Source organism: Selenomonas timonae (assembly GCF_014250475.1).
Lineage (GTDB): Bacteria > Bacillota > Negativicutes > Selenomonadales > Selenomonadaceae > Centipeda > Centipeda timonae.
This window is the reverse complement of the sequence record NZ_CP060204.1, coordinates 717,917-744,216: the sequence shown is the minus strand read 5'-3', so window position 1 is coordinate 744,216 and position 26,300 is coordinate 717,917. Positions and strand designations below refer to the sequence as shown.

At 58.0% G+C, this 26,300-nt stretch carries 20 protein-coding genes, 1 tRNA gene and 3 pseudogenes; 13 read left to right on the top strand and 11 right to left on the bottom strand.

All coding sequences use genetic code 11. From position 1 onward, the window contains the following. The first annotated feature begins 5 nt into the window (after positions 1-5). The 7 genes and pseudogenes from H1B31_RS03490 to H1B31_RS11550 all read left to right on the top strand — a co-directional run bounded on the left by H1B31_RS03490 (position 6) and on the right by H1B31_RS11550 (position 7,538). Entirely contained in the window at positions 6-992 is a 987-nt protein-coding gene (locus H1B31_RS03490) for a glycosyltransferase family 2 protein (RefSeq protein ID WP_185980913.1), read from the top strand. After that, a complete protein-coding gene (locus H1B31_RS03485) occupies positions 989-2,665 on the top strand; it encodes a DUF3329 domain-containing protein (RefSeq protein ID WP_185980912.1) in 1,677 nt (558 codons plus the stop codon). Before H1B31_RS03490 ends, H1B31_RS03485 begins: the two co-directional genes overlap by 4 nt. Before the next feature lie 303 nt (positions 2,666-2,968). Next, positions 2,969-4,297, top strand: coding sequence for a hemolysin family protein (locus tag H1B31_RS03480; RefSeq protein WP_185980911.1), 1,329 nt, complete (start codon positions 2,969-2,971; stop codon positions 4,295-4,297). Positions 4,298-4,497: 200 nt separating this feature from the next. After that, positions 4,498-5,583, top strand: coding sequence for a 3-phosphoserine/phosphohydroxythreonine transaminase (gene serC / locus H1B31_RS03475; protein WP_185980910.1), 1,086 nt, complete (start codon positions 4,498-4,500; stop codon positions 5,581-5,583). 82 nt (positions 5,584-5,665) lie between these two features. After that, complete coding sequence (locus H1B31_RS03470) at positions 5,666-6,271, top strand: cytidylate kinase-like family protein (protein WP_009440790.1); 606 nt, start codon at positions 5,666-5,668, stop codon at positions 6,269-6,271. A 221-nt stretch (positions 6,272-6,492) separates the two neighbouring features. Beyond that, a pseudogene (locus H1B31_RS11555) lies at positions 6,493-6,678 on the top strand (hypothetical protein); the annotation flags it as partial. A 57-nt stretch (positions 6,679-6,735) separates the two neighbouring features. Further along, positions 6,736-7,538, top strand: a pseudogene (locus H1B31_RS11550) (hypothetical protein). 397 nt (positions 7,539-7,935) lie between these two features. Here H1B31_RS11550 and H1B31_RS03455 read toward each other — a convergent pair. The 3 genes from H1B31_RS03455 to H1B31_RS03445 all read right to left on the bottom strand — a co-directional run bounded on the left by H1B31_RS03455 (position 7,936) and on the right by H1B31_RS03445 (position 10,354). Beyond that, positions 7,936-8,024 (bottom strand) — tRNA-Ser (locus H1B31_RS03455). A gap of 101 nt (positions 8,025-8,125) precedes the next feature. After that, the gene (locus H1B31_RS03450) at positions 8,126-9,415 is read right to left on the bottom strand and encodes an O-acetylhomoserine aminocarboxypropyltransferase/cysteine synthase family protein (protein ID WP_185980908.1); all 1,290 of its coding nucleotides are present in this window, start codon (positions 9,413-9,415) and stop codon (positions 8,126-8,128) included. Positions 9,416-9,487: 72 nt separating this feature from the next. Further along, positions 9,488-10,354 carry a helix-turn-helix transcriptional regulator gene (locus H1B31_RS03445; protein ID WP_185980907.1) on the bottom strand — a complete coding sequence of 289 codons (867 nt, stop codon included), beginning with the start codon at positions 10,352-10,354 and terminating at the stop codon, positions 9,488-9,490. Between the two features lie 252 nt (positions 10,355-10,606). Between H1B31_RS03445 and H1B31_RS11385 the strand changes: the two genes are divergently transcribed. The 4 genes and pseudogenes from H1B31_RS11385 to H1B31_RS03420 all read left to right on the top strand — a co-directional run bounded on the left by H1B31_RS11385 (position 10,607) and on the right by H1B31_RS03420 (position 14,511). Continuing rightward, positions 10,607-12,781 (top strand): FGGY-family carbohydrate kinase, encoded by a 2,175-nt coding sequence (locus H1B31_RS11385; RefSeq protein ID WP_226372143.1) that lies wholly within the window; start codon positions 10,607-10,609, stop codon positions 12,779-12,781. Next, positions 12,757-13,218, top strand: a pseudogene (locus tag H1B31_RS03430) (RbsD/FucU family protein). Before H1B31_RS11385 ends, H1B31_RS03430 begins: the two are co-directional and overlap by 25 nt. A 12-nt stretch (positions 13,219-13,230) precedes the next feature. Continuing rightward, a complete protein-coding gene (locus H1B31_RS03425; RefSeq protein WP_226372142.1) occupies positions 13,231-13,782 on the top strand; it encodes a class II aldolase/adducin family protein in 552 nt (183 codons plus the stop codon). A gap of 276 nt (positions 13,783-14,058) precedes the next feature. Next, positions 14,059-14,511 carry a Dps family protein gene (locus H1B31_RS03420; protein WP_185980906.1) on the top strand — a complete coding sequence of 151 codons (453 nt, stop codon included), beginning with the start codon at positions 14,059-14,061 and terminating at the stop codon, positions 14,509-14,511. A gap of 103 nt (positions 14,512-14,614) precedes the next feature. Here H1B31_RS03420 and H1B31_RS03415 read toward each other — a convergent pair. Together H1B31_RS03415 and H1B31_RS03410 are read right to left on the bottom strand one after the other, a co-directional pair. Continuing rightward, positions 14,615-16,017, bottom strand: a protein-coding gene (locus H1B31_RS03415) for an IS3 family transposase (protein ID WP_404828669.1) whose coding sequence is annotated in 2 segments (ribosomal slippage) — positions 14,615-15,546 and positions 15,546-16,017 — 1,404 coding nt in all. Because the reading frame shifts where the segments join, the coding sequence is not laid out codon by codon here. Between the two features lie 91 nt (positions 16,018-16,108). Continuing rightward, positions 16,109-16,801 (bottom strand): aspartate/glutamate racemase family protein, encoded by a 693-nt coding sequence (locus H1B31_RS03410; protein WP_185980904.1) that lies wholly within the window; start codon positions 16,799-16,801, stop codon positions 16,109-16,111. Positions 16,802-17,121: 320 nt separating this feature from the next. Between H1B31_RS03410 and H1B31_RS03405 the strand changes: the two genes are divergently transcribed. Beyond that, a complete protein-coding gene (locus tag H1B31_RS03405; RefSeq protein WP_185980903.1) occupies positions 17,122-18,606 on the top strand; it encodes a serine hydrolase domain-containing protein in 1,485 nt (494 codons plus the stop codon). A gap of 73 nt (positions 18,607-18,679) precedes the next feature. On the opposite strand, the gene H1B31_RS03400 is transcribed toward H1B31_RS03405, so the two are convergent. After that, on the bottom strand, positions 18,680-19,894 hold the full coding sequence (locus H1B31_RS03400; protein WP_185980902.1) for an MFS transporter: 1,215 nt from the start codon (positions 19,892-19,894) through the stop codon (positions 18,680-18,682). A 60-nt stretch (positions 19,895-19,954) separates the two neighbouring features. Further along, positions 19,955-20,977 (bottom strand): AI-2E family transporter, encoded by a 1,023-nt coding sequence (locus H1B31_RS03395; RefSeq protein ID WP_185980901.1) that lies wholly within the window; start codon positions 20,975-20,977, stop codon positions 19,955-19,957. A gap of 401 nt (positions 20,978-21,378) precedes the next feature. On the opposite strand from H1B31_RS03395, the gene H1B31_RS03390 reads away from it, so the two are divergent. Beyond that, positions 21,379-21,912 carry a DUF805 domain-containing protein gene (locus H1B31_RS03390; protein ID WP_185981219.1) on the top strand — a complete coding sequence of 178 codons (534 nt, stop codon included), beginning with the start codon at positions 21,379-21,381 and terminating at the stop codon, positions 21,910-21,912. Between the two features lie 98 nt (positions 21,913-22,010). Here the strand turns inward: H1B31_RS03390 and H1B31_RS03385 are convergent, their stop codons facing one another. The 4 genes from H1B31_RS03385 to atpA are packed head-to-tail and all read right to left on the bottom strand — an operon-like array spanning position 22,011 to position 26,290. Continuing rightward, a complete protein-coding gene (locus H1B31_RS03385; RefSeq protein ID WP_009440524.1) occupies positions 22,011-22,445 on the bottom strand; it encodes a F0F1 ATP synthase subunit epsilon in 435 nt (144 codons plus the stop codon). A gap of 3 nt (positions 22,446-22,448) precedes the next feature. Further along, on the bottom strand, positions 22,449-23,861 hold the full coding sequence (atpD, locus tag H1B31_RS03380; protein ID WP_185980900.1) for a F0F1 ATP synthase subunit beta: 1,413 nt from the start codon (positions 23,859-23,861) through the stop codon (positions 22,449-22,451). A gap of 42 nt (positions 23,862-23,903) precedes the next feature. Then, on the bottom strand, positions 23,904-24,755 hold the full coding sequence (atpG, locus tag H1B31_RS03375) for an ATP synthase F1 subunit gamma (RefSeq protein ID WP_185980899.1): 852 nt from the start codon (positions 24,753-24,755) through the stop codon (positions 23,904-23,906). A gap of 17 nt (positions 24,756-24,772) precedes the next feature. Beyond that, positions 24,773-26,290: a F0F1 ATP synthase subunit alpha gene (gene atpA, locus H1B31_RS03370; protein WP_185980898.1), complete on the bottom strand. Its 1,518-nt coding sequence runs from the start codon at positions 26,288-26,290 to the stop codon at positions 24,773-24,775. Between the last annotated feature and the right edge of the window lie 10 nt (positions 26,291-26,300).

Here is a 26,300-nt window from a genome sequence, read left to right as displayed (position 1 = left end):
GAACTATGGACAGAATTACAATTATCGTACCCTGCTATAACGAGGCGGAGGTTGTGGGGCGCTTCTACGAGACGGTGGAGGCGGCGACCGCAGGGATTGCAGACGCTACCTTCACCTACCTCTTTATCGACGACGGCAGCCGCGACAATACACTCGCCGCCATCCGCACGCTGGCCGAGGCGCACACGAACGTCCGCTACATCAGCTTCACGCGCAATTTCGGCAAGGAGCCCGCGATGATGGCGGGACTCGACTACGCGGACGGCGATGCCGTCATCCTCATGGATGCCGACCTGCAGCACCCGCCCGCCCTCATCCCGGAGATGGTCGCACTGTGGCGCGCAGGCTACGACGACGTCTGCGGCAAGCGGACGGATCGCACGGACGAGACCTTCCTCAAGCGCACAATGGCAAATCTCTTCTACCGCTCGATGCAGGCGGTCAGCCGCTTCACCCTGCAGCGTGACGTGGGCGATTTCCGTCTGCTCGATCACCGCTGTGTCGCGGCACTGCGGCTCCTGCGCGAGAATCAGCGCTTTACCAAGGGGCTCTTCACCTGGGTGGGTTTCAAAAAGAAGGAGATTCCGTTCCACGTGCAGCCACGCGCGGCAGGCACAACGACATGGAGTTACCCCGCGCTCCTCTCGCTTGCGATCGAGGGCATCACGTCCTTTACGACAGCGCCGCTGCGCCTGACGACGGTGCTCGGGCTCCTCGTCTCAGCACTCGCCATCGGCTACATGCTCGTCGTTCTCGTGGACGCCCTGCTCTACGGCAACCCCGTGGCGGGCTATCCGACCCTCATGACGGTGCTGCTCTTCCTCGGCGGCGTGCAGCTCCTCTCACTTGGCATCATCGGCGAGTACCTCGGGCGCGTCTTTACGGAGAGCAAACAGCGCCCGACCTATCTGATTGACGAGCGCGACGGGGAGAAATTCGACTACAGCAAGCTGCGCAGGGAGGTAAAGCGGTGCAGGGAAACAGGGGAATGAACGCACAAAAAACAGAGAGCACCGAAAAAAATAACATCGTACAGACCGTGCTTGCCGCAGGCGCAATCTTCGCCTTTATGCTTACGCTCAATCACTTTATGCCCATCCACCGCGACGACTACGACTACTCGCTGATCTGGAACACAGGCGTTCACGTCGGCGCATTCTCCGATGTGCTCTCCTCCGCCGTGCAGCACTACCTCCTGCACGGCGGGCGCATGATGACGGTCATCTGTCTGAATCTCTTCCTCTGGCTGGGAAAGCCTGCCTTCGATGCGGCGAATGCCCTCATGTTCCTCGCGCTCGCCGTTCTCGTGACAATGCACGCGCTGCGGAGGGCGGAGATCCGCCATGCGCCGGGACTGCTCGCGGCGGCAGCACTCATGCTCTGGCTCGCACTGCCGCATTTCGGTGAGGTCGCCGTCTGGAAGAGCGGCTCAACCGTTTACCTCTGGTCGGCGGTGCCCGCCTTCCTCTTCCTCCTGCCGTATAATCTCGCGCTGAAGTCGATAGAGTGCGGCATACAGCGACGATGCGCATGGGCAGTCCTGCCGATGCTCCTGCTCGGCATCTGTGCGGGCTGGTCGATCGAAAATCTCGCCGTGACCATCGTCCTGCTCGCGTTCGGCATCTGCCTCTACGTGTGGCGACGCTATGCATATCTCCCGCCGTGGATGCTCTCAGGTGCGCTCGGTGCATTCCTCGGGCTGATTGGCCTCGTCGCCGCCCCAGGCAACTACGTGCGCTATGACGAACAGGGCACGGGCAAGGGAATCCTCGCGCACATCGGCAATCAGTTTGCAGGTCAGGGCGAGATGCTGCTCTACCTCCTCCCCGTTCTCCTCCTGATTCTGACGATATGGCGTCTCTATCGACGTGACCGTGCAGGGATGGAGACAGCGCCTGCAGAGCGTGCAGGCACCGGAACAATCCTCCTTGCCGCCGCGTTCGTCCTCCTCGCTGTCTCGTATTTCACAGGCGGCTGGGTTGCGGGCGCAATCCGCGACGCCGTGATTGAAGGCGTACTGACGCCGCTCGGCCTGACAAAGCCGAAGACGATCCACCTCTTCACGAATCTCATGAACGGGTTCGAGGAGATGGCGATCTACTGGCTGGCAATTCTCCTCTTCTACGCGCGGCTCAAGCAGCAGCTTGGGCTGACTGCCGCCTCCATCCGCACGGCAGCATCGCGCATCCCCGCGGGCGAACTGCTCCGCGCCTCGCCAACGCTCCGCTATGCCGCATTCCTCATCGCACTCGGTGTCTGCAACAACCTCGTCATGCTCGCCGCGCCGACCTTCCCGGGACGCGCGACATTCAGCTCTGCCGCGATGTTCGTCACGGCGGCGCTCACACTCCTCGGCAATCCCGCCCTCCGCAGCCTGCTCAGCGCGACGGCGCGGCGGACAATCGCGGCGGCGGCCATCCTCCTCTTTGCCTACACGGGCACGGCCGCGCTCCTCATCACACATGAGATGGGCGCAGCGGACGCGGCGCGCATCTCACAGATCGAGGAGGCGTGTGCACGCGGCGAAGCCATCGTCCATTTCCCGCGCATCGACCGCACGAACCGCGCCCTCCGTCACGTCTACTACGAGGACTGGGACAACAACGTAACGAAGGAGGGGGCAATCAAGTATTTCGGACTGACGGATATTGTGGTGGAGAAATGACATTTCGCCGCGTCTGTGCTACAATACAATCGAAACATCTTTTTTGCAACCTTACGGATAGAGGAAATTCAGCCGACGAAACGCCTAAGCACCCCCTAGTGAAGCAAGCGGAAACGAGGGCACGTTCTGCCCCCTGCGGATTTCTTTCATTCAAGCGAAGCGCGTTTAAGAAATCCGCAGGTATTTAGGCAGATAAGTGCCCGACCGCTTGCGTAACTAAGCGTTTGCGTGGCGGTCGCACGGCGGCATTCCGTAACATTTATCACAAAACTCCAGATTTATTGAAAGGAGCTGCATACATCCTTGGACAGTTCCCTATCCGACCTCATTGCACTCATCCTGCTCCTCGTCTGCCTCTCGGCGAACGCCTACTTCGCGCAGGTCGAGACCGCACTCACCGCCTCCCACCGCGGACGCCTCGAGCGCCTCGCCGAGGGCGGTGACGAGGATGCCGCTCGCGCACTCGCCCTCCTCGAGCATTCCACTCGCCCGATTGCAATGGCGCAGGCGGGCGTCACCTGCACGAGCCTCCTCATGGGACTTGGCATCGGGCTCCTCGCCCTGCCGACCTTCGGGCGTTTTCTCGAAAAGCTCCTGCCCGGCATGGAGGTCTACCTCGCCGCACTCATCCTCAGCATCCTCGTCATGACCGCCCTCACGCTTCTCTTTGGCGACTTCCTGCCAAAGCAGGTCGCACAGCAGGATCCCGAGGGCATCCTCATGCGCAGTCACCGCTCCATCCGCCTCATCACGCGTCTCACGGCGCTGCCGAGCGCGGCGCTCGTCTCCGTCTCGCGCGGGCTGCTCCTCATCGTCGGTATCAACCCCGAGAACCGCGCCTCCGCCACGGAGGACGCCGTCAAGGATCTCATGGAGCAGGGCACGGAGGATGGTACCTTTGAAAAGGCGGAGCAGGACATGGTCGACCGCATCTTTCACATGAGCGATCAGACCGCCTCCGCCCTCATGACACCGCGCACGCAGATCGCGTGGATCGACCTCGCCGAGAGCCGCACAGAACAGCTGCGCGTCATCCGCTCTGCGGCACACGAGGTCTTCCCCGTCGCCTACGAGAACCTCGACGATTTCCGCGGCGTCATCTACGCAAAGGAACTCCTCGACGCCGCCCTTGACGGCGCGGAGATCGACCTCGCCGCATACATCCGCAAGCCACTCTTCGTCCCGCGCACCATGGAGGGGCTGCGTGTCCTCGAGAAATTCCGCACGGGCGCAATCCACGAGGCGGTCGTCCTCGACGAGTACGGCGGTGTCGTCGGCTTCATCACGATGGGTGACATCATGGAGGAGATCATCGGCAGCGCGGACGACGATGCGCCCGCAAGCACACGCATGGGCGCCGAGGAGACGGCAAACTGGGTCTTCGATGGACTCTTCCCCATCGACGAGTTCAAAGAGGAATTCGGCATCGACGAACTGCCCGACGAGGATCACGACCACTTCCACACCCTCGGCGGCTTCGTCACCGCACAGTTCGGCCGCATCCCGAAAGCCGGTGAGACCTGCACATGGGACGATTTCACCTTCGAAGTCCTACGCATGGATCGCGCGCGCGTCGCCCAGATCCGCATGACGCGAACGGAGGGGGCGCGCGAGACCCCCGATGCATCATGAACAGTGTAGTGCCCTAAGCAAACCCTAGTGGAGCAAACGGAGCATAGCGTGCGACCCGCCCCCGATGAATTTCTATCGTTCAAGCGCGTAGCGCGCGTTTGAAATTCATCGGTATTTAGGCGGACGAGCACGCGACCGTTTGCGCAACTAAGCGTTTGCGCGGGGCACACACCATTACACAGCACACAGAGGGAGACAATATGAACGACCGCATCTACAACTTTAATCCCGGCCCTGCCGTCCTCCCCGAGGACGTCCTCAAAGAGGTACAGGCGGAACTGCTGAACTTTAACGGCACGGGCATGTCCATCCTCGAGATCAGCCATCGTGCCCCCGCCTACGACGCCGTGCATCAGGCGGCAAAGGCAGACATCCTCGAACTCATGGGACTCGGCGACGACTACGACGTCGTCTTCACAGCAGGCGGCGCAAGCCAGACCTTTGCCCTCATCCCGCTGAACTTCGCCACCGAGTCGCACCCCGGCAGCTACGCTCTCTCCGGCTCATTCGCTCAGAAGGCATACGAGGAGGCCGTGAAACTCGGCGTCGGCACCGTTGCCGCCTCGACCAAGGAGGAGAACTACGTTCGCGTCCCCGCACAGGAGGAGCTGAACATTGCGCCAAACGCCGCCTACCTCCACATCTGCCTCAACAACACCATCTACGGCACGGAGTACCACTACACGCCCAAAACCAGCGGCGTCCCCCTCTTTGCCGATATGTCCTCCGACATCCTCTCGCGTCCGTGGGACTTCGGCAGCTACGACTTCATCTATGCAGGCGTGCAGAAAAACCTCGGCCCGGCGGGCGTCGTGCTGAACGTCGCAAAGAAAAAGCTGCTCGAGAGCAGCCCCGCCGAACTCCCGACCATGCTGCGTTACAGCACCTTCCAGAAGAACGACTCCCTCTACAACACGCCGCCCGTCTTTGCCATCTACATCGTCGGCAAGACCGTCCGCTGGATCAAGGAGCACGGCGGACTCGCTGCGATGGGCGAGGCAAATGCGAAAAAGGCGGCGCTCCTCTACGACGCCATCGACAGCTCCGACGGCTTCTATCGCGGACACGCAGAGGAGGGCAGCCGCTCGCGCATGAACGTCACCTTCCGCCTGCCGAGCGAAAGCCTCGAATCGGACTTCGTCGCGGGCGCAAAAGAGCAAGGACTCAGCGGCATCAAGGGACACCGCAGCGTCGGCGGCATGCGCGCCTCCATCTATAACGCCATGCCCCTTGCGGGCGTCGAGAAACTCGCCGCCTATATGGCAGACTTTCGCAAGAAACACTGATATTTCACTTTTATCTCACAATTACGCCCGATTTCCTTGCACGCAGTACCTGTCTGCGGTATAATCATATTGAAGGAGGTATATGAACATGAAAAACAATACCATTATTACCATCAGTCGTCAGTTCGGCAGTGGCGGTCGACAGATCTCCCGTATTCTTGCGGAGACGATGGGGGTCAAGCGCTATGACCAGACTGTTGTCACAATGGCGGCGAAGAGTCTTGGTGCGGGTGACCGCATCGAGGACGTCATCAGTCGATCCTACGAGGTGCCCAAAGCGAGTCTCGGTGCGATCAGCACGGCTTCATTCGACCGTGTACCCGCCTACAGGCAGCTCTATACCGAGCAGAGCAAAATCATCCGCGCCATCGCGGCGGAGGGAAAGGGCGCAGTTTTCCTCGGGCGCTGTGCTGATGTCATCCTCGCCGGACAGCCCGAAGTCTATTCCTTCTTCATCTGCGCCGATGATACTTTCCGTGCAAAGCGCGCCCAGACCCACTACGGCGGCATGAGCCTCGATCAGCTCAACGAGATCGAGAAACAGCGTAAGGACTACTACGACTTCTACACGGGCAAGACGTGGGGCGATCCCCAGAACTACGACCTCGTCATCAACACGAGCCGCATCCCGCTCGAAAAGGCGGCCGAGCTGATCCTCAACTACGTCAATTTCTGCCAGGGAGAGTAATCCCTCCATCCGAAGTACAAAACGCCGCGACGTGCAGACATCTGCACGTCGCGGCTCTTTTATATGGGAGCGCATGAAACGCGCTATATCCAGTTCCCCGCCTCTGCCACCATATAACCGCAAATTTCACAGCCTCAAAAAACAAGTTCAAAATCTCTTGTGCCCTAAGGAACCACTGATAATTTCAGCCACACTATCTTTGGCATCTTTTTCACCCGAACTTCGTCGACAAATCCTGTGCTTCGCTGATGCTGCAATCCGGCGTTGCCATGAAAACAGCTTCCGAAATCCTTGGACACAGCTCGATTGCCATTACAGCCGATCTTTACACCCACGTTATGCAAAAGACAAAGGAGGAAGCTGCCGGGAAAATCGGCGATTACGTTTTTGGCACGCAAGAGAAATGACAATCTTGCAAAAAAGACAAAATCCCTATAAAATATAGGTAGATCATTTGATTTGAGGTGAGTATCATCGAACTCGAACAAAAGAAAATTCGATACCTTGAAAAGATCAAACAGCTTCGGTTGATGGATGACACGTTCTTTAACAGCTGCTTTGACAGTAATATCCCCTGTATGGAGGTCGTGCTTCGTGCTGTGCTGGGCAATGACCGCCTGCGCGTGACGGAGGTCATCACGCAGCAGAGTGTGCCGAATCTCTACGGACGTTCTGTCCGCTTCGACGCCCTTGCAACGGATGGCAAGGCGATCTACAATGTGGAGATACAACGAGCGACGAGGGCGCGATTCCACTGCGTGCTCGCTACAACAGCAGCATGATTGATTCCCGCGAGGTCAGCAAGGGAACGCTCTTCCCTGATCTGCCGGAAACCTACGTCATCTTCATCACCGAGCATGACGTGTGGAGGCGGGGGAAACCGCTCTACAAGGTTCGGCGAACATTCGAGGACACCGAGGAGGTGTTCGACGACGGTGCACACATTCTCTACGTCAACGGGGAATGTCAGAGTGAAAGCCCGCTCGGACGTCTCATGCACGACTTCTTTTGCAGTGATCCAAACGACATGTACAGTGATGTACTCGCCGAGCGCGCACGCTTTTTCAAAGAAGACGAAAAGGGGGTTACCACGATGTGTAGGGTAATGGAAGAACTTTATAACGAAGGCGTTGCAGAAGGCAAGACAGAGGAGCGTCTGAAGAACATCAAGAATCTCATTTTAAGTTTAGGGCTTACCGCTGAAGCTGCCATGGACGCTCTGAAGATCTCAAAAGACGAGCAGGCCAAGTACCTGGCACTCCTATAACGGAGAAAGGTGCATCACATTCCCCAAAGAAGTGATGCGCCGTCCGCCAGAGTATTGTCCTCTCGTCCCGCCTGTCCATGCAAATAACAGGGTATGGATACCGCCATAAACACGGGCATTCTGCAAAAAAGACACAGGACAAGAGACAAAAGAGGTCTTTTCGTCCGCTGAGCGGGGAGATCAAACAGCTCCTACCAAGGAGCTCAAAAGTGATGCACAAACAATCTGAGGATGCTGCACGGCATCCTCTTTTTCTATGTCGCAGCCACAAATTTCACAGCCTCTAAAAACAAGTTCAAAATCTCTAATGCCCAAAATGTGCCCAAAATCCTGTTTTTCACCCAAAAATACGTACAGAAAAGGCTTCGTGGAAATCCCCACGAAGCCTTGATTTTACTGGCAGAGAGGGTGGGATTCGAACCCACGGCAGCTCATCACTGCACTTGATTTCGAGTCAAGCACCTTCGACCACTCGGACACCTCTCCATGCGCTTACGCGACATGACGCATTATAGCACAGTGAGGGGCGCGTTGGCAAGGGCTTTTTTCGGAAGAGCAGTAACACCGCATTACTGCTCACAACATCCTCAAACCTCGGCGAGGGCGTTTTCGAGGTCGACAATCAGATCATCGACGTGCTCGATGCCGATGGATAGACGCACCGTTCCTTCACCGATGCCGGAGGCGGCAAGCTCTGCCTCATTCATCTGAGAATGCGTGGTGGTCGCGGGGTGGATGACAAGCGACTTCACGTCCGCAACGTTCGCGAGCAGCGAGAACAGGGTCAGCTTGTCGATAAAGCGGAACGCCGCCTCACGCCCGCCCACAATGTCGAACGTGAAGATGGAGATGCCGCCGTGCGGGAAGTACCGCTTGTAGATTTCATGGTCAGGGTGGTTGGCGAGAGACGGATGGTTGACCTTCGCCACCTTCGGGTGCTTCGCGAGGAAGTCCACCACTTTCAGCGCGTTCTCGACGTGACGCTCGACGCGCAGGGACAGGGTCTCAAGCCCGTGGATGAAGTAGAACGCGCTCTGTGGTGCGATTGCCGCGCCCGTGTCGCGCAGGATGAGTGCGCGGATATAGACAACGAATGCGACAAGACCGAGCGCATCGACGAAGCTCACGCCGTGATAGCTCGGATTTGGGTCGGTGAGGTGCGGGAAGCGTCCCGATGCCTTCCAGTCGAACTTACCCCCGTCGACGATCACGCCGCCGAGGCTCGCGCCGTGTCCGCCGAGGAACTTCGTCGCCGAGTGCACAACGATGTCCGCGCCGTGCTCGATGGGGCGCAGGAGGTAGGGGGTGGCAAAGGTGTTGTCGATGACGACGGGTACGCCCTGCGCGTGCGCTGCCTGTGCGACCGCCTCGATGTCGATGAGGTCGGCGTTCGGGTTGCCGACGGTCTCGATGAAGACGCACTTCGTATTCGGACGGATCGCGTCCGCAAAGCCCTGCGCGCCCGCCTTCGGATCGACAAAGGTCACGTCGATGCCCCACTCCTTCACCGTATGCGCGAGGAGGTTGTACGAGCCGCCGTAGATCGTCTGCTGCGCGACAATATGATCACCCGCATGGGCAAGCCCCTGGAACGTCGCCGTGATCGCCGCTGCCCCCGAGGCAAACGCGAGTGCCGCCGCGCCGCCCTCAAGTGCCGCGATGCGCTTCTCGAACACATCCTGCGTCGGGTTCATGAGCCGCCCGTAGATATAGCCTGGATCTTTGAGTGCAAAGCGGTCGGCGGCATGCTGTGCATTGTGGAACACGTACGAGGTCGTCTGATAGATCGGCACCGCACGCGCATCCGTGACGGGATCCGCCTCCTCCTGTCCGACACGCACCTGCAGGGTTTCAAAATGGTATTTTTTCTCGCTCATGGTAAGTCCCCTTTTCCATTTCCGAAAACACATATTTTGTTGATATGAATTATATACAAAAGTTATTTTTTGTCAAGAGGAAATTGTCTTCTGATACTTCAACGGCGAGATTCCCTTGTACCTGCGGAACGTCTTGATAAAGTAGCTGATGTCGTTGAACCCCGTCGCGAGCGCAATCTCCGTGATGCTCTCATCGCCCTGCGCGAGGCGGATGCACGCCGCCTCGATGCGGTAGTAGTTCAGATAGTCAATGGGGCTGCGGTGCGTGATCTTCTGAAAAAACCGGCAGAAATAGTTCGGAGTCAGCCCTGCCGCTGCGGCGAGATCGCCGAGGGTGAGCGGCTGGTCGTAGGCGTCGTCGATGAGCTGAAAGGTCTTCTTGAGCTGCATGACGCGCCGGCGGCTGCTCTCGCGCAGCGCGGCGTTCGGCGCGTGGCAGAGTCCGTGGCGGAGCACCGCGCCGAGGAAGCTGTAGAGCATCCCTGTCACGACCATCTCATAGCCCGCATACGCCTCCTTCATCGCTGCAAACAGCATGGCAATCATCCCGGGGACATCCGCCGTTGTGCCCGGGATGTATTTATTGATAAGGAGTTCATGCTCGAGAATCGGCTGTACGCGCGCGCCTGTGCTCTGGCTCCCCTGCAGCAGCTTCTTCAGATCGAACACAATGCACTCGTAGACGGTCTCCTCATCGAGTGGTGCTCCGCCGTGCACGATGCCGTCGCGGATGAAGATGATATCCCCCGTCTGCGCCTGCACCGTGTCCTCGTTCAGCGCGAGCTTCAGCCCGCCGCGTACGATGTAGACGATCTCATACTCGATGTGCCAGTGATAGGGCATATGAAAACGCGGATGATTGCGGTCGACATGATGGAATTCGATTGGAAAATCAAAGCGCCCGCGCGTGCGGAATTCGTTGTATCCCTCGTGTTTCATCGTCTGACCCTCCATTTTATAAAAGATAATATCATCATGTTTTAGGTCAAGATTGTTATATCTTTCACAACCTATACATGATGAAATCGTTTCTCAAAATATATCAGAGTTTATAAAAAAGATAAAATCATACAACTTTTACATAGTATAGTACAAGCGGGAGGGCTTCTTCAATGCTATAATACGGACATGACAGAAAAAATCAAATATTCATCATAGCGATGAATCAATTACGAAACGGAGGAAATCATCATGACAGAAACAAGATGTATCGGCGGCTATCCCGTCATCGGCATTTGTCCGACGATCGACGGGCGGCGCGGGGTTCTCGACGTACGCGGCGCACTTGAGGAGCAGACGATGGGCATGGCACGCGCAGCGAAGAAGCTCTTCGAGGAGAACCTGCGCTACACAAACGGCGATCCCGTCAAGGTCATCATCGCGGACTCGACCATCGGCCGCGTCCCCGAGGCGGCGGCGTGCGCAGAGCAGTTCCGCCGCGCGGGCGTGGACATCACGCTGACGGTCACGCCGTGCTGGTGCTACGGCTCGGAGACGATGGACATGGATCCGATGACGATCAAGGGCGTCTGGGGCTTCAACGGCACGGAGCGGCCGGGCGCAGTCTACCTCACCTCCGTCCTCGCGAGCCACGCACAGAAAGGGCTGCCCGCATTCGGCATCTACGGCCATGACGTGCGGGAGGCAGACGCGGAGGAGATCCCCGCCGACGTGCAGGAGAAGCTGCTTCGCTTCGGCCGCGCTGCCGTTGCCGCCGCCACGATGCGCGGCAAGTCCTACCTCCAGATCGGCGCGATCACGATGGGCATCGGCGGCTCGATCATCAGCCCCGAGTTCTTCGAGGAGTACCTCGGCATGCGCGTCGAATCCGTCGACGAGGTCGAGATCATCCGCCGCATGACGGAGGGTGTCTACGACCCGGAGGAGTACAAGAAGGCACTCGCATGGACGAAGGAGCACTGCAAGGAGGGCTTTGACAAGAACCCCGAATTTGCACGCAAGTCCGACGCCGAAAAGGAAGAGGCGTGGGAATTCGTCGTCAAGATGATGTGCATCATCAAGGATCTCTACAACGGCAACAAGAATCTGCCGAAGGGCTGCGAGGAAGAGGTGCTCGGGCACAACGCGATTGCGGGCGGCTTCCAGGGGCAGCGCCAGTGGACGGACTTCTACCCGAACGGCGATTTCGCCGAAGCGATGATGAACTCCTCGTTCGACTGGAATGGTGCGCGCGAGCCGTACATCCTTGCCACCGAGAACGACACGCTGAACGGCGTTGCGATGCTCTTCAACAAGCTGCTCACGAACCGCGCCCAGATCTTTGCCGACGTACGTACCTACTGGAGCCCCGAGGCGGTCAAGAAGGCGACGGGCTACGATCTGGAGGGACGTGCAAAGGAAGGCAAGGGCTTCATCAACTACTTCCTGTCAGGTGAGAAGAAGACCGAGTACTCGATTGCAACGACAACCCAGATGCTTGACGCGCGCAGCCGCACATGGTCGTGCGAGGTGCTGGACGCGCTGGAACTGCCCGCGCAGATTCTCACGGAGATTGTGCCCACGGCGACGCCCATCGGGCGCATGACCGAGGAACTGTCCGCAGAGCTCGGTATGAACCGCCCCGAGATCATTGCAGTCGCAGGGCATGATACGCAGAGTGCAATGGCGGGCGTGCCCACGGGCGAGGAGGACTTCATCTTCCTCTCCTGCGGCACATGGTCGCTCCTGGGCACGGAACTGAGGGAGCCGGTCATCAACGTGGAGTCCGCCGCGTACAACATCACGAACGAGGGCGGCTGCTGCAGACGGATCTCGTTCCTCAAGAATCTCATCGGTCTCTGGCTCATACAGGAAAGCCGCCGTCAATGGATGCGCGAGGGGCACGAGTACAGCTACGGCGAACTCGAGCAGCTGGCAGCGGCAGCGCCCGCACAGCGCTCCTTCATCCGCCCCGACGATCCCGCTTTCCTGCCCTCGGGCGACATGCCGCTCCGCATTCGCGCCGCGTGCGAGCGCACGGGGCAGCCCGTTCCCGAGAGCGTGGGCGCCGTCATCCGCTGCATCGACGAGAGCCTCGCGCTCTCCTACCGCGCGGCACTCACCGAGATCGAGACCTGCACGGGCAAACACTACGACAAGATCTACCTCATCGGCGGCGGCGTCCAGAGCCGACTCCTCGCCAAGCTCACGGCAGACGCGTGCGGACGCACCGTCCTCGCGGGACCCATTGAGGCAACCGTCCTCGGCAATATCGCCCTGCAGCTGATTGCGGCGGGCGAGGTCAAGGATCTTGCCGAGGCGCGCGCACTCATCCGTGCCTCCTCCGACATCACCGCCTACGAGCCGAAGAACAACGACCAATGGGACGCACATTTTGAAAAATGGAAGGGGCTGCCCCCATGCTGAAAGGAATCCCCAAGATCATCTCGCCCGCACTCCTCAAGGTACTCGCCGAGATGGGACACAGCGACCGCATCGTCATCGGCGACGGCAACTTCCCCGCCGAATCGGTCGGTAAGGACTGCATCGTCATCCGCGCCGACGGGCACGGCGTTCCCGAACTCCTCGACGCAATCCTCACGCTGTTCCCGCTCGCCCCCTACGTTGACAAACCAGTCAGCCTCATGGAGGTCATGCCGGGCGATCCTGTTGCAACACCGATCTGAGACACGTACAAGGAGATCATTGCAAAGCATGACGCGCGCGGCGCAGCAGCCGTCGGCACGATCGAGCGGTTCCGCTTCTACGACGAGGCGCGCACGGCGTACGCCATTGTCACCACGGGCGAATCCGCGCTGTACGCCAACATCATACTGCAAAAGGGTGTCGTCACGGACGCCTGAAAGGTGAGAGAAATGGAAAATATAAAGGAAACAAAAGACGCGATCTGCGATGTCTGTCACAAGATGTGGCAGCTCGGCTGGGTCGCCGCGAACGACGGCAACGTCACCGTCCTCCTGGACGACGACACCCTGCTCGCAACGCCGACCGGCATCAGCAAGAGCTTTATCACGCCCGAGAAACTCGTGCGCATCGACCGCGAGGGCAACATCCTTGAGGCAAACGAGGGCTATCGTCCCTCCTCCGAGATCAAGATGCACCTGCGCTGCTACAAGGATCGCGCAGACGTGCGCTCCGTCGTGCATGCACATCCGCCCACGGCCACCGGATTTGCCGTCGCGCACATACCGCTTGACCGCTACGACATGATCGAGACCGTCGTCTCGCTCGGCTCCATCCCCATCACGCCGATGATGGGCGCACTCGTCGACGGCGGCACCCTCTCCGGACTCGTCAGCGGCTTCACCCCTGATGTCGCCGCCATCCGCAGCGCATTCTACCTCCCCGTCCTCTGCTTTGCCGTCGTCCTCCTTTACTCGCTCGCCTTCCGCAATGTGAAGGACTGATATACGGTAACGCAAAGCCTCCCCCGTCGGTACGGGGGAGGGGGATCGCGTGAGCGGTGGTAGGGGCGCCTTGAGCGTCCGAGAAACGCTAACAAAGAGCTGTTACACGAGTCGAAACGACTTCGTGCACCAGCTCTTTTTTGATTCATGAACAAAATATTTAATAATAACTATTGACAAGTAAAACCTTCTGGGATATAATAGCACACGTAATGAGATATGAAACAGATACACAAGGTATCTGCAGTACAAAATTATGAAAGGGGATTTTTCACTATGTCACACGCAAATGATGCAAACCTTAACAACGCACTCAACGCCTACATCGCCAACATCGGCGTCGGCTACATCAAGCTGCACAACCTCCACTGGAACGTCGTCGGCTCGCAGTTCAAGGCAGTCCACGAGTACCTCGAGTCGCTCTATGACGCATTCGCAGACGTACTCGATGAGACGGCAGAGCTGCTCAAGATGGCGGGCGCACAGCCGGTCGCGAGCCTCAAGGGATACCTCGCCATTGCAACGATTAAGGAGCTCGGCGATGAGGCAGTCGATCAGAAGAAGGCACTCGAGATCACACTTGCTGACCTCGAACTCCTCCGCGATCAGGCACTCGAGATCCGCAAGGCAGCCGATGCACACGACTGCTTCGGTGTCGCCAACCTCATGGAGGATCACGTCACCAACTACGCAAAGCAGATCTGGTTCCTCCGCTCCATGCTTGCTTAATCTAAGTCCATCCTCCATTCCTATAGACCAAACCGCCGCACAGTGTAGTGACCCCGAAAAGTTAGACCTGAAAGCGTGGGAAAGCGATTTCCTGCGCTTTTTTCTATGCGGCGAGATGTTTGCGACGGAACTGAACAGGACTGAGCCAGCCGAGAGACTCCTTGATGCGACACTCATTGTAGTAGATGATATACTCTTCGATCGCCGTCTTGAGTTCCTCGTAGCTATGGTAGACGCGCCCATAGTAAATCTCTTGCTTTAAGAGTCCAAAGAAGTTCTCCATCACACTGTTGTCCAGACAGTTCCCCTTGCGTGACATGCTCTGAAAGATTCTCTCCTCCTTGAGCCGCTTCGTGTACGACTTCATCTGATATGCCCACCCCTGATCGGAGTGGAAGGTGCGCCGATAAGGACAATCTGCTGTCACACGAATTGCTTCCTCAAGTGCGGACTGAATCCCCATCGCAGACGGTGTCTTTCCAATGTGGAAGCTGACAATTTCGTTGTTAAACAGATCCATATACGGATCAAAATACAGCTTATGTACGACGGACTTTCCATCCTCGCCCTGCAGCCAGTACTTGAACTCACTCGTGTCCGTTGTAATCTTTTGATGCGGTATGGAAGTTTCGAATCTGCGGTTCAGGAGATTGTCTGCTACCGTTCCGACAGACCCCCTGTAGGAGCTGTACTTGCGTGTTCTGTGCGTAAAGGAATGCACTTGAAGTCTGAGCTTTTGTACAATCCGCTGCACTGCCTTACGATTGATCTTGTGCCCAAGATTGCGCATCTGTGCCCATAGGCGGCGATAGCCATAATCTTTGTGCTCCTCACGAATGGCAAGGATGATCTGCTCCCGCTCGTCCGGCACTTCCGGTTGCGTAAATTTCTTCTGCCAGTACATATAGGTCGCTTTCGGAAAACCTGTGACGGCAAGGATGTCTTTCAACTGAAACTCTCCTCGGAGGCTGCGGACGATCCTTGCCTTTTGCTCTGCATCTTTTCCTGCAGACGCAGCCTCCTGAGTTCTTTTAAATAGGCGACCTCGATGCGCAGTTTCAGATTCTCATCCTGCAGGGCTTTGAGTTGCTGCGCGGTCTCGTCTTGTGGGAGGTCTTTTGTTTGCTCTTTTTTCTTTCTTGGCATAGCGGGGGCTCTTCCTTTCGGTTTTGGTCTTAGGGCATCTACGCCGCCGTTGCGATATTCCTTTGTCCAACGCGCAAGGAGGGACGGATTGTTCAGACCAAACGCGATAGCTACCTCTTGATAGGATGCCTCTGTTGACAGATAACATTCTACCGCAGAACACTTAAATTCGAAAGTGTATGTTTGCTGTGCACGGGAGCGTCGGAGTCCATCGTCACCGAATGCCTGATAAGCCTTTACCCATTCCTCAATGGATTTGCGCGAAACATGATAGAGCTTCGATAGTGTTTCATAGCCTCCGTGTCCTGCAAGATATTCCTGCACAACCTTCAGCTTACACTCTGTACTGTATTTTGCCATTACAATACCCCCAAAAGTTAGATTCTCTAAGTCTAACTTTTGGGGGTCAGGTCACAGCTGTGCGGCGGTTTTTGTGTATGCGGTATTTTATTTATTTCATAATCTCATCAACGAGTGCTGCAATGTGGATGCGCATCGTATCCAGCACAGGGACAGGCGACTCCATTCCCGCAAAGATAAGGGGAATCTCGGTGCAGCCAAGGATGATGGCCTCAATGCCGTCCTCGCGCGCCATGCGCTCTGTGATCTTACGAAAGCCCTCCTGTGTTGCGGGCAGGATTTTCCCAAGCTCGACCTCGCTCAGGAGCTTATGCTCAATGTAGGACTGCTCCTCTGCGCGCGGAGTCTCGATGACGATCCCTGTCTTGGAAAAGGATTTTTCAAAGAAGCCGCCCGTCATCGTACCGATTGAGCCGAGGAGGCCGACCTTTCGGTATCCCTGCGCTGCGGCACGGTCGCGCGTCACGTCAACGATGCTGACGAGAGGAATCGGCGACTCCTGCTCCAATTCGTCAAAGACGAGATGCGCCGTGTTGCAGGCCATCGCGGCGAAGTCCGCTCCGGCGGCGGTGACATTTCGAATGCTGCCAAGGAGATATGCGGCAAGCTCCTCCCGCTTCCCTGCTGACGCCATTGGCATGACTTCGAAACAGCTCAGGCTGTCGATGACCATCGGTGGAAAGTAGGCTCTGCCAACGCGCTCCTGCACGCCATAGAGGATGTCGTGATAGTAGGGTATGGTGCTCTCTGGTCCGATGCCGCCGATGAGTCCGAGTTTTCGCATGGCAGTCTTCCTCCTCTTGCATTTTCCTCGTACAAAAAAGACGTAGTATTGCGCATGGATATAGAATACTCCATAGATACAAAGATTTCCTGCAAACATATACCTAAAAGTTCGAATTTATCATTTTTTCCAATAGTTTTATAGGTAAATATATATTGTCATTTTTTGTGTTTTACGAAAAAGTATACAGAATTCTTTTGCAAATCACTTCATTTTAGGCATAAAGTCCATTGTACGATAGATCGCTTTTATTTTATAATCAATATTGCAATTCTTCCGCGAAGTCAGCGCGGAGCTTATTTGTACGAAAGGAGTCTCCTATGCGAAACAGAACTTACACGCTGCGCCGTCTTTCACTCGTACTCGGCGTGACGCTTGTCTTGGGCGCGCCCGCAGCCTTTGCCGCCTCGAACAACGCCCCCGCCGCACCCGCACCGCTCCCCGCCTCACATAAGATGCAGACATCCCCCACGCCCAGGGGCAGCGCCGCCCTCTCCCCCGCCGCAGAGGCACAGTTGACGAAGCGTCTGGATGCGATGCTCGGCGATACGGGGACGCAGGTTCCGGGACTCGGCGTCGTGCTCTATCGAAATGGGCAGGAAGTCTACAGTCACTTTGCGGGCAGCCGTCGCTTTCTTACGCAGGACGGAACTGCGGCAGAGCCGATCACGCGTGACACGCGCTTTCGCATTGCCTCCGTGTCGAAGCAGTTCACGATCTTCACGCTGATGCAGCTGGTTGAGGCGGGCAAACTCAGTCTCGACGACGATGTGAGCCGCTACCTCGGGTTCTCCCTGCGCAATCCCGCACACCCAAACACACCGATTACAGTGCGGATGCTTGCAAGCCACACATCCTCGCTGCGCGACGGCACGGTCTACAGCATCCCGCCCTCGGTCAGCGTGCGCGAGTTTTTCACACCCGAGGGACGCTACTACGAAAACGGCGATCACTTCGCGCCTGCAGAGGAGGCACCCGGCAGCTACTTCTGCTACGCGAACATCAACTATGGTCTCCTTGGCACAATCATCGAGAAGGTCACAGGCGAGCGCTTTGATCTCTACCAGAAGGAACATATCCTGAAGCAGCTGAACACGAAGGCGGACTACGTGCCCGGAAACCTCGCCAAAAAAGACTTTGCGAAGCTCGGCACGATCTATCAAAAGAAAGACGAGAACGGCAGCTGGGACGAGCACGGTCCTTGGTACGGAAAGGCGGACGACTACGGCGGCAGGCAGCCGAAGAAGGAGTCCATCTACCTGCAAAACCCGTACGCCGAGGACATTCAAGGCTGGTTCCCGCTCAAGGGCTATGTCCCCGGCACGAACGCGACAATGCTCTCCCCGCAGGGCGGTCTGCGCATCTCCTACGAGGAACTGACGCACTGCCTCGAGATGCTGATGAACGGCGGCAACTACCGCGGGCAGCAGATCCTGTCCCCCGCCTCCATCGCTGAGATGCTGCGCCCCCAGTGGCAGTACGATCCGACGCTGAAAAACGGGAGTACGGCAGGCGGCACGCTGCTCTCCTATGGTCTTGGCGAGGTACAAATCGCGGGCGGCAGCACATCGCGCGTCAACCGCACACACGAGATCGATCTCGTCGGCCATAACGGCGAGGCGTTCGGTCTCCTCTCCGGCGTATTCTTCCGCCCGGGGACAAAGGACGGCTTCGTCTACATCATGAACGGCGAAGCTGTTGCCGAGGACGATGATCCGCGCAGCGCGGGACAGTTCAGCGGCAACTATATCTGGGAGGAGGAGATCATGGACGCGCTGACCGAGGCACTGCTCTCGAAAAACTAACGGAAACGAAAATGGGGTTGTTGTACGTTGATGTTCGTACAACAACCCCATTTTTACTTGGATGCAGTCACTGTCATTTCGATTCTGCCCTGTGCTGCGTCTCCTTCATAAAGAACGCAACGACGACAAGCACGGCTTCGAAGGCGACGACGATGATATCGAGTGCCGCCGCATGGCCAAGTGTGCTCGTCAGGAAGCCCATCAAGGGGCCTGAGAAGAACGAGAGGAAGTAGCTCGATGCGCCGACAATGCCCGTTGCAAGACCGATCTGCTGCCGGCTCACGCCGTCCTGTGCAATCGTATAGCCGAGCACGTAGATCGCATGGAGTCCGATGCCCATGACTGCGCCGACGACGTAGAGGAGCGGCGAGTTTTGCGGCATGACGTGGAAGATGAGCAGCGCACAGAGTGCATTGAGCGCAGCGAGGAAGAGCACCGTTGGCCTCCGTCCGAAGCGATCGGCGAAGAACCCCAGGAGGACACCGCTGAGTCCCCCGATGCCGTAGATCGCGCCGAAGAACTGCCCCGCCTCCGTCGCACTGAACCCCTTGTACGTCATGAAGAGATACGGCCCCATCGACGCGAATCCCCAGTATGGGATGATGTTCAAAATCTGAATCAGCACGGCAAGCCAGACAACTTTATTGAAGCCGACGGTGCGCACCGCCTCGACCAGATGAAGCTGCTTGACATCCTTGGACGTGTCCGTGTACTTTGACTTGAACCCCACGATGAGCAGGAGTCCGAAAACAACCGTCACAGCCCCCATGTGCTGAAGCCCGATGCTCCACTCGCCCGTAGTCTCAAGGCTCCACCCGTAGTAGGCAGGGCCGACATATGCGCCGATCGAGTAAAACGTCATCATAAGGCCGTTGAGCATCGCACGCGCTGCGGGGAAGATCGAGCCTGCCACCGAGTACATGACAATGTTCCAGCATCCCTCTGTGACGCCGAACATAAGGCGCCAAAATGCCGCGCTGATGAAGTTCGATGAGGTCGTCACGAGCGCCGTCATGCAGCCGAGGCCGACCATGCTCATGACGAGCAGCCGCTTGCGTCCGAAGCGGTCTGCCAGATAGCCTGCAGGAATGTCAATGAGTGCCTGCCCGAGCGTAAAGATCGTGCTGATCGTACCGAGCTGAACAGCGGTCAGCGATATGCTCGCCGCAACCGCCTTGAGCCCGACACCGAACGACAGACGGTTCGCCGAATAAAAGGCGTAGCCGAGTGCCAGCAGGAACAGCTGAAACCATACGATCTTCGGAATCTCAGAGAATTTCTTTTTCATTGCATCTGCTTCTTTCTGTATGAATTGTTATTGCAAAGCCGGCGGCTTTCCCACAGCGGGTCACTCCTCCTCCGCACTCTGCATCTCCCTGCGGTCGCGATAGATATCCGTGATGACGATCTTGACGATGACGATGAAGGGGACGGCGAGGAACATGCCCGCCGCGCCGAGGATTTCGCCGCCGAAGACGACACCGAGGATGACGGCGACGGGGTGGAGGTGGAGGCTTTTGCCGACGAGGGCGGGATAGACGATGTTGTGGTTGACCTGCGTAAGCGCAACGTAGAAGAGTGCAGTCTGCACGGTGAGTTCGCGCATCGCTGAGGCGGTCATGAGCGTGCCGAGGGTCGAGGCGACAGTGGGTCCCAGCACGGGGATAAACTCGCTGACGCCCGACAGCAGGGCAAAGACCGAGGCATACGGGAGTCCCATCAGTTTGAAGTAGGCGAATACGACCACCCCTGTGATAAAGCACATGACGATCTGACTGCAGATGTAGGCGCGCAGTGCGATGAGCAGGGTGTCAAAGAGGCGGAGGACACGTCGCCGCGCTGTGTGCGGAAAGAGATCCACGAGCCAGAGTTTGATCGTGAGACCATCCTTCAGAAGGTAGAACGATACGAAAATGATGATGACAAAGTCGATGACCTTCCCGAATGCAACAAGGAGAAAGGAGAGCGAGGCACGCAGCAGCTCTGCGCCGACGCTGCGCAGACGGTCGAGGATGTTCACGAACTCATCTTGGACGAAGTCGGTGTCCGAGAGAAAGGGAAGCTGCTGCAGGCTCTGACCGATGGTCGGCAGCTCCGCGACGAACCGCTGAAAGGATGGAAGGACGGAGCGCGAGATGATGCTCGCGAGTGCGGCGAGCACGAGGATGAAGGCGATGATGGCGATTGCCGATGCAACCGAGCGCGGCATCCGTCGTGCCTCCATGAAGTCCACAGCGGGCTTTAGGAGGAGCTGCAGGAGCAGTGAGAGGAAGATGATGAACGCAAAGTCCTGATAGAACCAGAACGTTGAGAGCAGGAGCGTAAACGTTACGGCAAGAATGATGGATGTGCGGTAATTGGCAAGATTCATAGATGCCTCCTTTCTGTGGACGGTATGGGGTTCATCATAGCATATTCAGTGTGCTCCGTCTATAATACTTCTGTCTCATTGAGTCTATTGACCGAAAACACGGTCTGACGTATACTTTCTATAAGGAGGCGTCATTATGAAACACTACTACAGCACCATTGACGGCATTGTCACGACGTTTTCGGATATTCACTGCTCTGCCCCAAAAGGTGGGAGCATTCTCGTACACATGGAGAGCGCGCAGGAACACGGCGGAGTTCCTGCTTCCGAGCATTGTCTGCACGAAGTACAGAGGCTTCACCGAGGACGAGTGTGCGAAGCTGACCGAATTTGTACGGAATAACAGTTTATCGGTGATTCCTAATAGATATACAATTGAGGCATGAAGGAGTCGATGGAAAATGTTCTGCAAAGATTGCGGAAATCCTGTTGAGGACAGCGCAAAGTATTGTCGGGCGTGCGGCTCAGCGATTGCCACATCTGAGGTGCACACACAAATGAGCGGCACTCCGCGTAAACCGGACGAGGGCATTATAGAGAATTTTTTCAAGCTTCATGGGCGTTTGAATCGAAAGAGATTTATCAAGAGATCATTTGCGTTAGCGGGTCTGGCGTTCCCTTGCTTTTTCTTGCTTTTTGCCGTGCTCGATGATACGAAGCCATTTGAAGTCCTGTCAATGGTAACCGCATTTGTTTTCCAGATCGCGAATTATTGTATCGCTGCCCGCCGTTTGGAAGACATGGGGCATGGCCCGGGTGCGGCACGCCTCATTTTAATTGTTGGTATCATATCTCTCCCGATTGATGATGAGCATGTCCTTCGGATTTTGTCGTATGTACAGTCCGGTTTTTGGTTCTACTGTGCGGTAAAGAAAGGTACTGCGGGAAAAAATCAATACGGCGAAGATCCCCTGCAGCAAGGAGCAGGCTCATAGTTTTTGAGCATCAGAACATGGATAAAATTGCAATCATTCGAGAGCAACGCACAAAAAACGCCCCAACCAATGCGGTTGGGGCGTTTCCATTCCAAGTCTTACGCTCCGGGCGTCTGTGCCTTTGCGGTCTGCAGACGCGCTGCGGCGCGCTTGAGCGCGAGGGAGGCACGCTGTTCGTCGATGATGCTTCCCTCGGTCTCAGGGCTCTCGCGCAGGAGACGCAGGCGTTCCTGTGCGCGCTCGTAGGCACGCTGTGCGCGGTTGATGTCGATGTCGATCGGCTCCTCCGCAGCGGTTGCGAGAACGGTGATCTTCTCGGGTGTGACCTCCATGAAGCCGCCCGCCACAGCGATGAGCTGTTCCTTGGCGTCGACATGAATCTTCATGGCATGCGGCTGAAGTCCCGTGACGAGGGGGATGTGCTTCGGCAGGATGCCGATCTCGCCGCCCGTGGAGCGGGCGATGAGCATGTCGATATCGGCGGCGTAGACCATGCGGTCGGGAGATACAATCTCCAGCTTGATGGTCGCCATCCGTTACTCCTCCTCTTTGAGCTTCTTCGCCTTTTCGATCGCCTCTTCGATGCCGCCGACCATGTAGAAGGCAGCCTCGGGAAGTTCGTCGTACTTGCCGTCGAGGATCTCGCGGAAACCGCGGATCGTGTCCTTCAGTGCAACATACTTGCCGGGCGATCCCGTGAAGACCTCTGCAACCGCGAACGGCTGCGAGAGGAAGCGCTGGATCTTGCGTGCACGCGAGACGGTCAGCTTATCCTCGTCGGAGAGTTCCTCCATACCGAGGATGGCAATGATGTCCTGCAGCTCCTTGTACTTCTGGAGCACCGCCTGCACGCCGCGCGCGACCTCGTAGTGCTCCTGCCCGATAACATGCGGGTCGAGGATGCGCGAGGTGGAGTCGAGCGGGTCGACGGCGGGGTAGATGCCGAGCTCGGCGATCTGACGCGAGAGAACGGTGGTCGCATCCAGATGCGTAAAGGTCGCAGCCGGTGCGGGGTCGGTCAGGTCGTCCGCAGGGACGTAGACCGCCTGCACGGACGTGATCGAGCCCTTCTTCGTGGTCGTGATACGCTCCTGCAGTGCGCCGACGTCGGTCGTCAGCGTCGGCTGGTAGCCAACGGCGGACGGCATACGTCCGAGCAGAGCCGAGACCTCGGAACCTGCCTGGATGAAACGGAAGATGTTGTCGATGAAGAGCAGCACGTCCTGACCCTGCACGTCGCGGAAGTACTCCGCCATCGTGAGTCCCGTCAGTGCCACGCGCATACGCGCTCCGGGCGGCTCGTTCATCTGGCCGTAGACGAGTGCGGTCTTGTCGATAACGCCCGACTCGGTCATCTCCGACCAGAGGTCGTTGCCCTCACGCGTACGCTCGCCGACACCCGCAAAGACGGAGTAGCCGCCGTGCTCGGTCGCGATGTTGTGGATGAGCTCCATGATGAGAACGGTCTTGCCGACACCTGCGCCGCCAAAGAGACCAATCTTTCCGCCGCGCGAGTACGGAGCAATCAGGTCAACGACCTTGATGCCCGTCTCGAGGATCTGCGTCGATGTCTCCTGATCGTCGAACTTCGGTGCGGGGCGGTGGATCGGCCAGCTCTCCTTGTTGCCGACGGGCTCGGGGTTGTGGTCAACCGGCTCGCCGAGGACGTTGAACACGCGTCCGAGGGTCGCCTCGCCGACGGGCACCTTAATCGGTGCGCCCGTATCGTCGGCGTCCATGCCGCGCATCAGGCCGTCGGTGGAACTCATCGCGATGCAGCGCGTGACGCTGTCGCCGAGATGCTGCATGACCTCGACCGTGAGATTGATCTCCTGGTCGGCGGCCTTGCCCTTGATCTTGATGGCGCTTAAGATCTCCGGCAGTTCGCCCGCCGGGAATTCAATATCTACGACAGGTCCGATGACCTGTACGACTTTACCTTTTGCCAATGGAAAACCTCCTTACCTCCATGTACGCACGGTGCATGGATGTCACTTGAGTGCCTCGGCGCCGCCGACAATCTCGTTGATCTCGTTCGTGATGCCCGCCTGACGCACCTTGTTGTAGTAGAGGTCGAGCTTCCCGATGAGTTCGCCTGCGTTGTCGGTCGCGTTGCTCATTGCGTTCATGCGTGAACTCAGTTCGCTCGCCGCCGACTGGAGGAGCGCCGCATAGATGGTGGTGAACAGGTACTGCGGCAGCAGTGCCCCGAGCACCTCCTCGGCATTCGGTTCATAGATGTACTGTGCCTGCGCGTGCGCCGCGTTTTCACCCTCTGCCTCAAAGGGCAGGAGCTTCACAATCTCGGGGACGCAGGTGATCGCCGAGACAAAGCGCGTGTAGACCATGTAGACTTCCTTCACGCCGCCCGCCTCGAACGCAGCGATGAGCTGCGCCGCGAGCTTCTGTGCGTGGCGTGCCTTCGGACGCTCGCTGATGCCGACGCGCTGGTGCACGATGTCAAAGCCGCGATTCTTGAAGAAATCACGCGCCTTGCGACCGACCGCGACAATCTGCGTGTTCGCCTTGTCCTCAACGAGTGTCATCGCCGTCTTGAGCGCGTTGCTGGAGTATGCTCCGGCGAGCCCCTTGTCCGCCGCCATGACGAGGATCAGGCGCTTGCCCTCTGCGTGCTTTTCAAGCAGCGGATGCGAGACGCCGGAGGCTGCCGCCGCCACGCTCCGAATGACCGCAGCGGTTTTTTCGGCGTAGGGGCGGTTGTTGTTCGCCGCTTCCTTGGCACGGCGCAGACGCGAGGTCGCAACCATGTCCATGGCGTTCGTGATCTGCTGGATGCTCTTGACGCTTCGAATGCGTCGGCGGATGTCCTGTAAATTTGCCATATACAGTCACCTCTCCTTTACGCTTCTTTGTAGGAGATGGTGTCCTTGAACTCCGCAATCGCCGCCGTGATGTTCGCCTCAAGCGCATCGTCGAGCTTCTGCTGCGACGTAATCGCCGATGCGATCTCGGGATGCGAGGAACGCATGAACTTGAGGAAGTCCGTGTGGAACGTGACGACCTTGTTCACGGGGATGTCCGTGAGGTGTCCGCGCACCGCCGTGAAGATGACAAGCACCTGCTCGGCAACGGAGAGTGGGCTGTACTGCGCCTGCTTCAGCGTCTCGACCATGCGTGCGCCGCGATCGAGCTGTGCCTTCGTCGCCTTGTCGAGGTCGGAGCCGAACTGGGCAAATGCCGCCAGCTCGCGGTACTGCGCCAGATCCAGACGCATCGTGCCCGCGACCTGCTTCATCGCCTTGATCTGTGCGGAGCCGCCGACGCGGGAGACCGAGAGACCGACGCTGATCGCCGGGCGGATACCCGAGTAGAACGAGTCGGTGTCCAGCATGATCTGACCGTCGGTGATCGAGATGACGTTCGTCGGGATGTACGCCGAAAGGTCGCCCGCGAGCGTCTCGATGATCGGCAGTGCCGTGATGGAGCCTGCGCCGAGTGCGTCGGAGAGCTTCGCCGCGCGCTCGAGGAGGCGGGAGTGTAAGTAGAACACGTCGCCCGGGTATGCCTCGCGTCCGGGCGGACGGCGGAGCAGCAGCGACATCGCGCGGTACGCAGCCGCGTGCTTGGAGAGGTCGTCATAGACGCACAGCCCATGACCGCCCTTGTACATGAAGTACTCCGCCATCGCAACGCCCGCATACGGAGCGAGGTACTGGAGCGGAGCGCTGTCCGCAGCCGTTGCCGCGACAACGATCGTGTACTCCATCGCGCCGCCGTCCTCGAGCGTCTTGACGACGCGCGCGACCGTCGATGCCTTCTGACCGATGGCGACGTAGACGCAGATACAGTTCTGCCCCTTCTGGTTCAGAATCGTATCGACAGCGATTGCCGTCTTGCCCGTGCCGCGATCGCCGATGATGAGCTCGCGCTGTCCGCGTCCGATCGGGACGAGCGCGTCGATTGCCTTGAGACCCGTCTGCAGCGGCTCGTGAACGCTCTTGCGGTCCGCGATGCCGGGTGCCGGCGACTCGACCGGACGGAACTCCTTCGTGTCGATGGGACCCTTGCCGTCGATCGGACGACCGAGCGCGTCCACAACGCGACCGATCATCGCCTCGCCCACGGGCACCTGCATGATGCGGCCCGTGCGCTTCACCGTGTCGCCTTCCTTGATGACCGTATCGCCGCCGAGCAGAACCGCGCCGACGCTCTCCTGCTCGAGGTTCAGCACGAGACCGTAGACCTCGTTGCCGAAGTCCAGCAGCTCGCCCGCCATCGCCTTGTCCAGCCCATAGATATGGGCAATGCCGTCGCCGACCTCAAGAACCGTGCCGACATCGTTGACGTTCAGGTCGACATCATAGTTCTTGATTCGTTCCTTGATTATGGAAGTAATTTCTTCCGGATTCATTTTCATATTTCGCTGT

Excerpts from the sequence above, each read along its gene's own strand:
- H1B31_RS11385 (WP_226372143.1), top strand. The coding sequence starts at position 10,607 with ATGACAGAAACAAGATGTATCGGCGGCTATCCCGTCATCGGCATTTGT.
- H1B31_RS03445 (WP_185980907.1), bottom strand. The coding sequence starts at position 10,354 with ATGAAACACGAGGGATACAACGAATTCCGCACGCGCGGGCGCTTTGAT.
- H1B31_RS03385 (WP_009440524.1), bottom strand. The coding sequence starts at position 22,445 with ATGGCGACCATCAAGCTGGAGATTGTATCTCCCGACCGCATGGTCTAC.
- H1B31_RS03485 (WP_185980912.1), top strand. The coding sequence starts at position 989 with ATGAACGCACAAAAAACAGAGAGCACCGAAAAAAATAACATCGTACAG.
- H1B31_RS03470 (WP_009440790.1), top strand. The coding sequence starts at position 5,666 with ATGAACATGAAAAACAATACCATTATTACCATCAGTCGTCAGTTCGGC.
- H1B31_RS03490 (WP_185980913.1), top strand. The coding sequence starts at position 6 with ATGGACAGAATTACAATTATCGTACCCTGCTATAACGAGGCGGAGGTT.
- H1B31_RS03420 (WP_185980906.1), top strand. The coding sequence starts at position 14,059 with ATGTCACACGCAAATGATGCAAACCTTAACAACGCACTCAACGCCTAC.
- H1B31_RS03410 (WP_185980904.1), bottom strand. The coding sequence starts at position 16,801 with ATGCGAAAACTCGGACTCATCGGCGGCATCGGACCAGAGAGCACCATA.
- H1B31_RS03405 (WP_185980903.1), top strand. The coding sequence starts at position 17,122 with ATGCGAAACAGAACTTACACGCTGCGCCGTCTTTCACTCGTACTCGGC.
- atpG (WP_185980899.1), bottom strand. The coding sequence starts at position 24,755 with ATGGCAAATTTACAGGACATCCGCCGACGCATTCGAAGCGTCAAGAGC.
- H1B31_RS03395 (WP_185980901.1), bottom strand. The coding sequence starts at position 20,977 with ATGAATCTTGCCAATTACCGCACATCCATCATTCTTGCCGTAACGTTT.
- H1B31_RS03450 (WP_185980908.1), bottom strand. The coding sequence starts at position 9,415 with ATGAGCGAGAAAAAATACCATTTTGAAACCCTGCAGGTGCGTGTCGGA.
- H1B31_RS03390 (WP_185981219.1), top strand. The coding sequence starts at position 21,379 with ATGTTCTGCAAAGATTGCGGAAATCCTGTTGAGGACAGCGCAAAGTAT.
- serC (WP_185980910.1), top strand. The coding sequence starts at position 4,498 with ATGAACGACCGCATCTACAACTTTAATCCCGGCCCTGCCGTCCTCCCC.
- atpA (WP_185980898.1), bottom strand. The coding sequence starts at position 26,290 with ATGAAAATGAATCCGGAAGAAATTACTTCCATAATCAAGGAACGAATC.
- H1B31_RS03400 (WP_185980902.1), bottom strand. The coding sequence starts at position 19,894 with ATGAAAAAGAAATTCTCTGAGATTCCGAAGATCGTATGGTTTCAGCTG.
- H1B31_RS03425 (WP_226372142.1), top strand. The coding sequence starts at position 13,231 with ATGGAAAATATAAAGGAAACAAAAGACGCGATCTGCGATGTCTGTCAC.